The 12,254-nt window shown below is 67.5% G+C and carries 10 protein-coding genes; all 10 read right to left on the reverse strand.

The features are described from left to right. Positions 1-15: 15 nt before the first annotated feature. The gene (gene xerD / locus P5P27_RS10525; protein ID WP_045537988.1) at positions 16-942 is read right to left on the reverse strand and encodes a site-specific tyrosine recombinase XerD; all 927 of its coding nucleotides are present in this window, start codon (positions 940-942) and stop codon (positions 16-18) included. 11 nt (positions 943-953) lie between these two features. Next, entirely contained in the window at positions 954-1,580 is a 627-nt protein-coding gene (locus P5P27_RS10530) for an NUDIX domain-containing protein (protein WP_278123860.1), read from the reverse strand. A gap of 12 nt (positions 1,581-1,592) precedes the next feature. After that, positions 1,593-3,329 carry a CTP synthase gene (locus tag P5P27_RS10535; protein ID WP_006898314.1) on the reverse strand — a complete coding sequence of 579 codons (1,737 nt, stop codon included), beginning with the start codon at positions 3,327-3,329 and terminating at the stop codon, positions 1,593-1,595. Positions 3,330-3,461: 132 nt separating this feature from the next. Next, positions 3,462-4,391 (reverse strand): copper transporter, encoded by a 930-nt coding sequence (locus P5P27_RS10540; protein WP_006898315.1) that lies wholly within the window; start codon positions 4,389-4,391, stop codon positions 3,462-3,464. Continuing rightward, on the reverse strand, positions 4,388-5,581 hold the full coding sequence (gene steA / locus P5P27_RS10545; protein WP_039868216.1) for a putative cytokinetic ring protein SteA: 1,194 nt from the start codon (positions 5,579-5,581) through the stop codon (positions 4,388-4,390). The genes P5P27_RS10540 and steA overlap by 4 nt, the downstream gene beginning before the upstream one ends. A 115-nt stretch (positions 5,582-5,696) precedes the next feature. Beyond that, a complete protein-coding gene (gene recN, locus P5P27_RS10550; RefSeq protein ID WP_006898317.1) occupies positions 5,697-7,439 on the reverse strand; it encodes a DNA repair protein RecN in 1,743 nt (580 codons plus the stop codon). 6 nt (positions 7,440-7,445) lie between these two features. Further along, complete coding sequence (locus P5P27_RS10555; protein ID WP_278123866.1) at positions 7,446-8,414, reverse strand: NAD kinase; 969 nt, start codon at positions 8,412-8,414, stop codon at positions 7,446-7,448. 14 nt (positions 8,415-8,428) lie between these two features. Further along, the gene (locus P5P27_RS10560) at positions 8,429-9,346 is read right to left on the reverse strand and encodes a TlyA family RNA methyltransferase (protein WP_278123868.1); all 918 of its coding nucleotides are present in this window, start codon (positions 9,344-9,346) and stop codon (positions 8,429-8,431) included. A gap of 57 nt (positions 9,347-9,403) precedes the next feature. Beyond that, positions 9,404-9,664 (reverse strand): hypothetical protein, encoded by a 261-nt coding sequence (locus tag P5P27_RS10565; protein WP_278123870.1) that lies wholly within the window; start codon positions 9,662-9,664, stop codon positions 9,404-9,406. Positions 9,665-9,676: 12 nt separating this feature from the next. Then, on the reverse strand, positions 9,677-11,473 hold the full coding sequence (locus P5P27_RS10570) for an HAD-IIA family hydrolase (RefSeq protein WP_278123872.1): 1,797 nt from the start codon (positions 11,471-11,473) through the stop codon (positions 9,677-9,679). Positions 11,474-12,254: the final 781 nt, after the last annotated feature.

The following is a 12,254-nucleotide window of genomic DNA, read 5'->3' on the forward strand; positions in this document are numbered from 1 at the left end:
GGCGAGGGGCGGTACTCAGCGCGCCCGCGGGTGCGCGGTCGCATACACCTCGCGCATCGTGTTGACCGTGACCAGCGTGTACACCTGAGTCGTCGTCACCGACGAGTGACCGAGCAATTCCTGCACCACGCGAACGTCAGCGCCGCCGTCGAGCAGATGCGTGGCGAAACTGTGCCGCAGAGTGTGCGGCGAGACCTCCTTGTCGACACCGGCACGTTCCGCGGCGTCGACGAGCACCTGCCAGGCACTCTGCCGGGACAGTCTTCCGCCCCGGACGTTCAGGAACAGCGCCGGCGTCGCCCGTTTCACCAACGCCGGCCGGCCGCGCACGAGGTACGCGTCCACGGCGTCGATCGCCGGTCCGCCGACCGGCACGATCCGCTCCTTCCCGCCCTTGCCGCGCAAGACGACCGCGCGGTGCTCCAGATCGAGGTCGTCGAGGTCGAGTGAGGTGACCTCCGAAATCCGGGCACCACAGCTGTAGAGCAGTTCGACGAGCGCTCGATCGCGCAGGCTGCGCGGCCCGTCGCCGGAGCCCGCGGCGTCGAGGATCGCGAGAACATCGTCTACCGGCAACGATTTCGGGAGGCGCCGCGGCGGCTTAGGCGGACGTACCGCATGCGCGACGTCGGATCCGGCCAACCCTTCGGCCGTACAGAATTTGTGAAAGCCACGCGCCGCCACCAGCGTCCGCGCGACCGACGAGTCGGCCAGTCCCGGAACACCGCTGCCAGGGTCCCCGCGCCGCAGTGCGACGAGGAAGTCGCGCACATCCTCCTCGGTGATGGCGGCGATCTCGGAGATTCCGCGCCCGTCGAGAAACGACCGATACCGTTCGAGGTCGCGACGGTAGGAGGCGACTGTGTTGACCGCCGACCCGCGTTCCACCGTGAGATGGTCGAGGTAGCGGGCGATCGCGTCGTCGACAGTCGCGGTGGACATCTGTCGCCGCCCTATCGGCGTGCCGCGAAGGCCGTCGGCTCATCTCGCCACGGTGCGTCCGTGGCGCGGAGTTCCGTACCGCTCGCGTCGGCCGCCGCCGCGGCGAGCACTCCGGACACGGCCGTCGCGTTGACGATCTCGCCCGACAGGCACATCCGCACCGCGTCGGCCAACGGCACCCATTCCAGGACGAGATCCGCCTCCTCGTCCTCACGATCAGCGGGGTGCAACTGATGGAGACTCTCCGCCAGATAGACGCGCAACGCCTCGTCGGTGAACCCCGGAGACACGACCAGGTCGACGAGCACTCGCCACCGGTCCGCAGCCAGATCCGCCTCCTCGGCGAGCTCCCGCTGTGCGGCCGACAACGGCGATTCCTGCGGTCCGCCGTCGAGCAGACCCGCGGGCAGTTCCAGCAACCGGCGTCCGATCGGGTGACGATACTGCCGCACCATCGCGATCCGACCTTCGTCGTCGCGTGCCACCACGGCGACGGCACCGTGGTGCTCGACCACCTCGCGGCGGGCCGTCCGGCCCCCGGGCATCTCCACCTCGTCGATGCGCAGAGCCAGGATCGCTCCGGTGTACTCGGTCCGCGACGACCGCGTGACGAACTCGTGCGATCCCGGCTCGCTCATCGGCTCAGCACCTCATTCCCCGTCTGCGACGGTCTCGAGGATCTCGACTCCGCTCGCGTCGTAACCTTCCAGCTCCACCGGCAGCCGCACTGCGGTCTTGTACTTCAACGCGGCCTCGATGAACGCCTTGAACAACGGGTGCGGGCGAGTGGGACGGCTCTTGAGCTCCGGATGCGCCTGCGTGGCGACCAGGAACGGATGGACGTCCTTCGGATACTCAACGAACTCGACGAGCTTGCCGTCCGGCGACGTGCCCGAGAACACCAGACCGGACTCGGCGATCTTGTCCCGATAGGCATTGTTGACCTCGAAGCGGTGGCGGTGCCGCTCGCTCACCTCGGTGGCGCCGTACGCCCGCGCCACCTGAGATCCCGGGATCAGCGTGGCCGGGTACGCGCCCAGCCGCATCGTCCCGCCGAGGTCCGCATCGCCCGCCACGGCCGCTTCCTGATCCGCCATCGTCGCAATGACCGGCGAAGGGGTGTCGGGATCGAACTCGGTGGAACTGGCATCGGCCAGTCCCGCCTGCCGCGCGGCCTCGATCACGACGCACTGCAGACCGAGGCACAGTCCCAGCAGCGGGATCCCGTTCTCCCGCGCGTACTTGATGGCACCCAGCTTGCCCTCGATCCCGCGGATCCCGAACCCGCCGGGCACCAGAACCGCGTCGACGTCCCGCAGGGCCGCGTGCGCACCCTCGTAGGTCTCGCAGTCGTCCGACGGAACCCAGGAGATCTCGGTGCGCGTGTGGTGGGCGAAGCCGCCGGCACGGATCGCCTCGGTGACCGACAGATACGCGTCCGGCAGGTCGATGTACTTGCCGACCAACGCGATCCGCACCGTCTCGCGCGGCGAATGGACCCGGTCGAGGAGATCGCCCCACACGGTCCAGTCGACGTCGCGAAAGGGCAGTCCCAGCTGACGGACCACGTAGGCGTCGAGTTGCTCCGAGTGCAGCACCTTGGGGATGTCGTAGATCGACGGTGCGTCCGGCGTCGAGATGCATCCGTCGATGTCGACGTCGCACATCAGGGCGATCTTCTTCTTGAGCGCCTCCGGCACGGGCCGATCGCACCGCAGGATCAGTGCGTCGGGCTGGATGCCGATGCTCCGCAGCGCCGCCACGGAATGCTGGGTCGGCTTGGTCTTCAGCTCGCCGGAGGGCGCCAGGTACGGAACCAGGGAGACGTGCAGGAAGAAGACGTTGTCGCGCCCGAGGTCGTGGCGGATCTGCCGAGCCGCTTCGATGAACGGCTGCGACTCGATGTCGCCGACGGTTCCGCCGATCTCCGTGATGACGACGTCCGGCTCCTCGCCGTCGGCGTCGGGGTCGTGCATCGCCATCATCCGCGATTTCAGCTCGTCCGTGATATGCGGAATCACCTGCACGGTGTCGCCGAGGTACTCACCGCGGCGTTCCTTCGCGATGACGGTCGAGTACACCTGGCCGGTGGTCACATTCGCCGATCCGGACAGATTGCGGTCGAGGAAGCGCTCGTAATGACCGATGTCCAGGTCGGTCTCGGCGCCGTCCTCGGTGACGAAGACCTCGCCGTGCTGGAACGGATTCATCGTGCCCGGATCGACGTTCAGGTACGGATCGACCTTCTGCATCGTCACCCGCATACCGCGGGCGGTCAGGAGCTGGCCGAGGCTCGAGGCCGTCAGACCTTTGCCGAGTGACGAGGCGACACCGCCGGTCACGAAGATGTGCTTTGCTCCGGCGCGCTGGTCACGCAATGATCGCAATTTTTCTCCCGTCGGGCGGTTCAAGCCTCTGCGAAATCTTGAATACCTACGGGACTTCAGCCTAACAGCATCGGCGCGGAATGCCGCTACGAGCAGCCGACTCCACCGTCGCCGGGAGTGTCGCGGCTCCGGTCACTTCGAGGGAGCAGCTCCCACCGTGATCGCCGTCGCACCCGGTCCGGTGCCGTACGCGCCGGTGCGGCCGTCGGTCTCATCGCCGAGAGCGAGCACCGTGGTCAGCTGACCGGTCTGTTGGTCGACGTTGTCGACGGTGCTGACGGCATTGTTCAGCGACGGGTCGGACCGGACCACACCGATCGGTGAACCGCCCTCGGCGGAACCGGACCGCCCGGCGAGTACGCCACCGGAACCGCGTGCCGCCATCGCTGCGGAGAACCTGCCGACGAACTGCCCCTGCGCACCGGAGTCCGACGACATCTCCCCGCCCGTCACGACCAGCACCAAGTCGGCCGGCCGCACCGCACCGTCCGGATACTCGAGGAACCCGGCCTGCCGAAGCGTCTGAAGTGCGGTGGACCGATCACTGTCCGACGCGGGCGCCTGTCCGGGCCGGGTCAGAAGTGCGGTGCCCAGCAGATCACCGAGCCGCGAGCCCGAATCGGTGTACTCCACGCGCAGCTGAGCGCCGGCAGGGATCGATTGGTCGACGACGGTGCGCAGCTTGGACGCCTGCTCGTCGCGGACCAGCGCGGTGGTCAACGCGATCTGGCCGGTCACCGTGCCTCCCGCACCGTTGACCAGCCCCTTCAGCGCTTCCACATCGCCGTCGGCGGCGTCGGGCGCGGTGACGATGAGCACGCCGCGCTTGTTCAGAACACCCTTCGTCAGTTCGGGACCGATCGCCTTGATGAAGGCGGTGTCGTTCCCGACCTCTTTGTCGAGGGCATCGCGCTCGTCTTGCAGCTTCCCGATTCTGTCGCGATCGGTGCCGGTCAGGGCATTCACTCGGTCACCGATGAACCCGGAACCGAGGAACAGGCCCAGAGTCAGAGCCAAGAAGACTGCGATCAGCGAAACGGCGTGCTGGCGCAAAGAGATCATTTGGTATTCCACACACTGCTGACCCAATCGGTCAGCGAGTGCCACTGGTCGACCATCCAGTCGCTGGCGGCTGCCCCGCCGCCCTGGGTGATCACAACCGCCACGATGATCGCGATCAGTGCCGCGACCATCAGCATGGCGATCAACGTTCCGCTGATCCGACTGCGGTACAGCGTGGCGACAGCCTTCGCATCCACCAACTTCGCTCCGACCTTCAGTCGCGTGAGGAAGCGCGAAGGGATCTGGTCACGCATCGTGCGGTCGAAGAAGTCGTTCATCGAGCCGCTGAGTCCGGCGGTCACGATCAGGTCGGCACCGTGGTAGTCGGCCAGCAGGAGCGCGAGGTCCGGCGCCGACCCGGCGGCCGGGAAGGTGGTGGCGCCGATGCCGAGATCCTGGATCCTCTCCAGGCCCGGTGCGTGGCCATCGGGGTCGGCCGGCAGAACCACCTCGGCGCCGGACTTGAGCGTCTCAGTGCGGATGTCGTCCGGGTCCCCGACGATGAGGGCCGGGCGGTAACCGGCCTTGATCAAGGTGTCCGCACCGGCGCCGACGCCGACGAGCACCGGTTGGTATTCCTTGATGAAGGGTTTGAGCGATTTGAGGTCTGCGGCGCGGTCGGAGCCGTCGGCCACGATCACGACATGCCTGCGGTCGAATTTGACGTTCACCTTCGGCACGCCGACGCCGTCGATCAGCAGCGGCGACTCGCTGCGGATGAACTCGATCGTGTTGCCGGAGAAGGCTTCGAGATGATCGACGAGGCCGGTCTTCGCGTCGAGCATCAGGTCGGCGATCTCGCGTTCGCCGAGTTCCTGACCTCGAGCGATGACGCGTTCACCGATGTACAGCTTGCCCTCGTTGAGGCGTACCTTGGTGCCGTCCTTGACTCGCGAGAACACTTCGCTGCCGACGTTGTCGATCAGCGGGATGCCGGAAGCCGCGAGCACTTCGGGACCGAGGTTCGGGTATCGGCCGGTGATCGACTGCGAGACGTTCACCACCGCCGCGACCTCGGCCTCCACCAGCGCGTCAGCGGTGACCCGGTCCAGGTCGACCTGGTCCAGGATCACGACCGCACCGTGGTCGACTCGGTTGACGAGGCGTTTGACGTCCTTGTCGATCCGGGCGATGCCGGTGAGTCCGGGGAGTGCTTCGGTGTTCCGCGAGAGCAGGGCTGGCATCCTCATGGGTCCCATAGTGACCTTCAGGCACATCAGTCACACGGAGGCGCGCCGTATCAATATCAACTTTCGTCATACTGGAAACACTCGCCTCCGTCGGCGAAACAATGGCGGCTCCCCGTCAGGAATCCGCGCGCGCCCGCTCCGCGGTGTCGAGGAGTTCCTCCGCATGAGCCCTGCCGGTCTCCGAGTCCCCGAGACCGGCGAGCATTCGGGCGAGCTCCGCGATGCGTTCGTCGCGGTCGAGCATGGTCAGCGTCGAGGTCTGCCTGCCCTTGCTTCCACCACCGGACTTGCCGATCACGAGGTGGTTGTCGGCAAAGGCGGCCACCTGCGGAAGGTGTGTCACCACGATCACCTGATGGCGTCGAGCCAACCGTGCGAGGCGCGCACCGATCTGCACGGCGGCCGCGCCGCCGACGCCGGCGTCGACTTCGTCGAACACCATCACCCCGCCAGAATCCGGCTCGGCCAGAACCACTTCCAACGCGAGCATCACCCGCGACAGTTCGCCTCCCGACGCCGATTTGGCGATCGGCAGAGGCGCCGCGCCCTTATGCGCCACGAGTCCGAATTCGACGCGGTCGGCACCGTCTCCGCCCGCGTGCGCACGCCGTCCGCCGACGTCGATCGCGAGCCGGTCGTCGTCTGCGGGCAGCAGCGAGACCGAGACGGCCAGTGCGCTGCCGCCCATCGCCAAGCCCGCCAGTTCGGCCGAGACCTTGCTCGCGAGGCTCTTGGCCGACTTCGTCCGCACGGTGTGCAGCTTGCCGGCCAGTTCTGCCACCTTGTCCCGCGCGGCCGCGGCCCGAGCCTCGAGTTGTTCGATCGCACCCTCGGGGTCCTCGATCTCGCTCAGGCGTTCACGTGCGTCGTCACGCCAGGCCAGGACGCCGTCGATGTCCGCGGCGTACTTGCGCGTCAACGACTTGAGTTCCGCTTGACGGTTCAGCAGGCCGTCGAGGTCACCCGCGTCGTCCGGCAGGCCTCCGAGAAACGAAGTCAGCTCTGCGCCGAGGTCGGTGACGACCGTCAGTGCTTCGGCGACGCGCGGCTGCAGATCGCGCAATGCGTCGTCGGACGCCGACTCCAACAGCGAGCGGACGGTGCCGAGACCGTCGACCACCGACGCGCCTTCGGCACCCGCCACGATCTCCTGCGCTTGATACGCAGTGGACCTGATCTCCTCGAGATCGGTCATTCTCCGGATCGTCGCGATGAGATCGGTGTCCTCACCGGGCTCGGGTCCGACGGCGTCGATCTCGTCGATCCCGAACCGCAACCGGTCGGCCTCCTGGGCCAACTCTCGGGCGTTGTCACGACGCCGGTCGAGTTCGTCGAGCAGTTCCACCCAGTCCGCGCGCGCCGCGCGGTACTTCTTGAGCATCGAGGCCGCCGACGGACCGGCGTACCGGTCTAACGCGGAGCGCTGCTGCTCCGGCCGGATCAACCGCAACTGATCATTCTGCCCGTGGATCGCGAGCAGTTCGCCCGTCAGCTGCGCGAGCGTGCCCACGGGAACGGCGCGGCCGCCCAGATGTGCGCGCGAGCGACCATCGGCATTGACCGTCCGCGCCGCGATCAGGGTGTCGTCGTCATCGACGTCGGCACCGGTCTCGTCGAGGACTGCGGCCACCGATGACCGATCCTCGGGAAGGCGGAAGCGGCCTTCGACGATCGCCTTCGCGTCTCCGGTCCGGACACGTCCCGCGTCCGCTCGTGCTCCGGACAGCAGCCGCAGGCTGGTGACGATCATCGTCTTGCCCGCACCCGTCTCACCGGTCAGAACGGTGAATCCGGGATGGAACTGCGCGCTCGCGGATTCGAGCACACCGAGACTGCGGATCGACAGTTCTTCCAGCAACGGGTCTCAGCTCCTTCCCCGCCAGCCGGTGACCGGCAGCGAGAACTTGGTGACGAGTCGGTCGGCGAAGGGCTCCGAGTCGATGCGGACCCAGCGAAGCGAACGCTGCGCCCGCACCACCTCCACCCTGGACCCCGCGGGTACGTCGAAGATCCGGCGGCCATCGCACAAGGCGACGCCGTCGCGCCCCTCGCGGTGGACTTCCACCGCCACGCGCGATCGGGGGCTGGTGACCATCGGGCGGGCGAACAGCGCGTGGGCGTTGCTCGGAACCACGAGGATCGCCTCCAGATCCGGCCACATCACCGGACCGCCGGCGGAGAACGCGTACGCAGTGGAACCGGTGGGCGTGGCGACGAGCAGTCCGTCGGCGCCGTAGGCCGCAACCGGCCGCCCGTCGACCTCGGTGACGAGTTCGAGAACACCGTTGTGCGACGTGTTCTGAATGACGACCTCGTTGAGCACCCAGTCGCGCGCACGGGGCTCATCGCTCCCCGGGTCGATCACCGATACGTCCAGCACCATCCGGTCGACGACCCCGTAGTCGCCGGCGATCAGCAGGTCGAGCACTTCGTCGATCCGGTGCGCCTCCGCCTCCGCGAGGAATCCGATGTGGCCGAGATTGATCCCCATCAATGGGACGCCCGCGGGGTACGCCAGTTCGGCGGCACGCAGGAAAGTGCCGTCTCCGCCGAGCACAAGCACCAATTCACACCCCTGCGCCGACACCGAGTCGGCGTGAGCGACCTCCACATCCGCTCCGGCGTCGCGCAGCATCTCCGGATCGACCGGGTGGGTCTCGACGTTCGGAGGCGGCGGCCGGCGGGTGTCGTGGTCGACGACACGGACCGCGATACCGGCGTCACCGCAGCGCTTCGCGATGGTCAGGAGCGTATCGGTGACCTCGTCACGGCCGGTGTGCGCCACGACCAGGAAGGTCCGGGTACCGTCCGGCGACCCGCTCGATGATGTCATCACCCTCCCCCTCCCTATTGCGGACCGTCGGCGACGGCCTGATCGATCAGAGCGCGGACGCGCGTGGCCTCATCCTGATCCACCCAATCGTGATCGGTACCGTCCGAGCCGATCATCGAGTCAACGGTATCGCCGGGGTGTGACATCTGCTCACTCAGGACCTTCGGCTCCGAAACGACGCCGTCGTCCTTGTGCAACCAGAGGAAGAATTCCACATTGCCGGACGGTCCGGGAAGCGGGCTCGCCACGACCGCTCGAGTGGTGAGCCCGAGAGATGCCGCCATCGCCGCGACGTACTCGACCGCCTCTGCCCGCAGTCGCGGGTCACGGACCACCCCACCCGCTCCGACACGGTTCTTTCCGACCTCGAACTGCGGCTTCACCATCGGCAACGCGTCGCCCCCGGGGCGGAGACAGCCGGCGAGCGCAGGCAGCACCAGCTTGAGCGAGATGAAGGAGAGGTCTCCGACGATGAGATCGACCGGGCCGCCGATCACTTCCGGCGTGAGATGACGGACGTTGGTCCGATCGTGGACGTGCACCCGCTCGTCGGTCTGCAGCTTCCACACCAGCTGCCCGTAGCCGACGTCGACCGCTTCCACTTCACGAGCACCGCGTCGCAGCAGCACGTCGGTGAAACCGCCTGTGGACGCGCCTGCGTCCAGACACCGTTTACCGTCGACGGACACCCCGAGCGGTTCGAATGCGGCGAGGGCGCCGAGCAGCTTGTGCGCCCCGCGGGAGGCCCAGTCGTCGGTCTGCCCTTCAGTCACCACGATCGGCGTGTCCCTGGCGACATTGGTCGCAGGCTTGCTGGCCGGCGTTCCGTTGACTTTGACATTCCCGGCGTCGATCAGCTCGCGGGCCTGCTCGCGGGACCTGGCGAGTCCGCGCCGCACGAGTTCGGCGTCGAGCCGTGCACGAGCAGCCATCATCGGCCTTTCTGTCTAGGGCAACGGATCCTTCTACGGCAGCGGATGCGGTTGCGTTCAGCCACGGCCGGCGTCTTCCAGCGCCGCGGCGAGTCTGTCGTGTGCGCTGGTGAGCAGTTCCGCCTGCCGGGCGAGCGCACCGAGGTCGAGTTCGTCACCGGCGGCCGATCGAACCATCTCCGCTTCCTCCAGCAACTGCGCGGCAGCGGCCAGCGCCGGATGCTCTGCCGGGTCTGCGGGCGGCGCATTGCGTGCGGCCAGATCCGCGGCGACCGACGCCGGTGACGGACCGGGGCGGGGGGTATTCGGATCACTCATGACGAGACCAGGCTAACGCAGCGGTGTCAGTCCGAGGGCGGTGAGAGTCTCCGCCGCCACGTCGTCCTGGGCGGCGATCCGCAGATCGAACGAACCGACGTCGGCAGTCCACACCGCATGCGCGAGCGCCGCGGCGAGACTCGCCTCGGTTCCCGTCGAACGCGCGGCGACCGCGACGTGCTGGCCGTTGATCTCGATGCTCCACTCGGGACGGGGACCGATCGCGGACTCCGCCGCCGGCGCCTTGAGCGCGTCCAGCCCGGACGCGATGTACGTCGGCCGCTGCCGCGGTTCGGCGGCGAGCAGTTCGGGTCCGCTCGTGACGCCGCCCAGGACGAGCAGACTGTCGATCCCCACGGTGTGCGCGCCTTCGATGTCTGTATCGAGCCGGTCCCCGACCATCAGGGGCCGCTTGCCGTCGGTGCGCGAAAGTGCGCCTCGCATGATCGGTGCAGCGGGCTTCCCTGCCACGGTGGGCTCCTGGCCGGTCGCCGAGGCGATCGCCGCTACCATCGATCCGTTTCCGACCATCAGTCCGCGCTCGGTCGGCAGGGTCGAGTCGACGTTGGTCGCCACCCAGGCAGCGCCACGTCGCACCGCCAGGGCACCCTCAGACAGCTGCGCCCATCCGGTCTCCGGGGAGTGGCCCTGGACGACAGCCGCCGGCTCATCGTCGGCGGAGTCGACCACAGTCAGCCCGCGCGCCCTGATCTCATCGCGGAGAGCATCAGCACCGACGACGAGGACCTTCGAACCCGTCTCGACCGTCTCCGCAACCAGGTCCGCTCCGGCCTGAGCGCTGGTGACCACCTGCTCGGACTTCGCGTCGAACCCCAGTGAGAGGAGATGATCGCGCACCTGCTCGGGACTACGGCTGGCATTGTTCGTGACGAACAGCGCGGTGCCGTGTGTTTGCGCCACCGCCTCGATCGCGCCGGGCAGTGCCGTGGAACCGGTGTACAGAGTTCCATCGAGATCGAGCAGAAGCACGTCGTAGGCATCGCCCAGAGCCACGGAGGCCGACGACGGTTCACTATGGCCGGAGGTCGACGTATCTACGCCCGGTGTGCTCTCGAGCAGGTCCATCAGCCGGAACTCGGCGTCGGTCTGGTCATCGATGTCCGCGGCTGCCGCATTCTGGAACCAGGTCACCGCGTCGGCTCGACGGCCCGCAGCCTCGAGGGCCGAAGCGTAGGCGAAGAACAACCGCGCGGCCTGCGTTCCGGTCCGACCTGGACGCAGGTCCTGATCACTCAGCGCACGCACCGCCGACTCGGGATCTTTCAGGTCGATGAGAGCACCGGCCTTGACCATGGCCATCTCGAGCGCAGCCTCATCGCTGAGATCGCGTGCCTCATCGCTGTCGGCTATCTCGACCGCACGTCGGGGCTGTCCCAGCCCGCGTTCGCTGTCGGCGATCAGCGGCAGCAGCGCATCGCTCCCGCTCATCCTTCGCGCGGCACGCAATTCGGAGATCGCTTCCTGCCATTCCCCGGCCGAGTACGCCACAATGCCCGCGGTCTCGCGGACGACGGCGATCCGTGCGGCCCGAGCCCGAGCGGCACGGGCGTGCGCCAACGCCTCCTGCGGATCGTCCTCCAGCAACGACGACGCCATCACCAGATGACGTGCGACCCGGTCGGCCGTCGGCTTGTCCAAAGCCGACAGATCCCGCCTGACTTCCGGATCGAGATCCGATGCCGAGACGTCGTCGGGAATCCCGGGTCCGGATGACGCATGGTCGTCCGTCCGTCGCTGCCGCCCGTTTCGCCGGCCGCCCGGATTCCGTCCGCCACCAGTAGTACTCATAACCGTCTAATCTATTCGCCGACCTGCGAAGAAGCTAACTGAGAACGAGTGGATGGCAGCCGCTTGTCCGTACCGAGACACCGCGCCACTGTTTGTGCTGAGTTTCGTTGGCTCAGCAAGCGTGATGAATGGCCATGACGGTGGTGCGGCCCCGAGGACGGGGCACGATCCGCTGCATTCTCGCTTGGTTTCGACTCGCTTCGCTCGCTCAACAAGCCTAAGAGGGTGCGCGCTCAACCAGCCTGCGGGAACCGCTCTCCGACCCCCGGAGGTTTGTCGAGTAGGCGAGCGAGCGCAGCGAGCACGCCGTATCGAGACCACTCTGCCTCTGTGCAAAGTTGCGCCTCGCTCCGCTCGCTCAACCAGCCTAAGAGGGGTGCGCGCTCAACCAGCCTGCGGGAACCGCTCTCCGACCCCCGAGGTTTGTCGAGTAGGCGGGTGAGCGTAGCGAGCACGCCGTATCGAGACGACTCTCCCGTCGTGTGGTGGTTTCGACTCGCTTCGCTCGCTCAACCAGCCTGAAGGGGGTGCTCGCTCGACCGGCCTGGAATCGCCGGCTCCCTCGAGGTTTGTCGAGTAGGCGGGTGAGCGTAGCGAGCACGGCGTATCGAGACCACTCTGCCCGTCGTGTGGTGGTTTCGACTCGCTTCGCTCGCTCAACCAGCCTGAAGCCAGTCTGAAGCGGGTGCGTTCGCGGTCCGTCAGGCGCGTCGTACCCCAGACACCACTCGCCGGCCGGGGACACGCCCCGGGAAATGGGTTGAGCCCCGATCAGACGGTG

Origin of the sequence: Gordonia sihwensis (genome assembly GCF_029632925.1) — a bacterium.
Taxonomy (GTDB): Bacteria; Actinomycetota; Actinomycetes; order Mycobacteriales; family Mycobacteriaceae; genus Gordonia; species Gordonia sihwensis.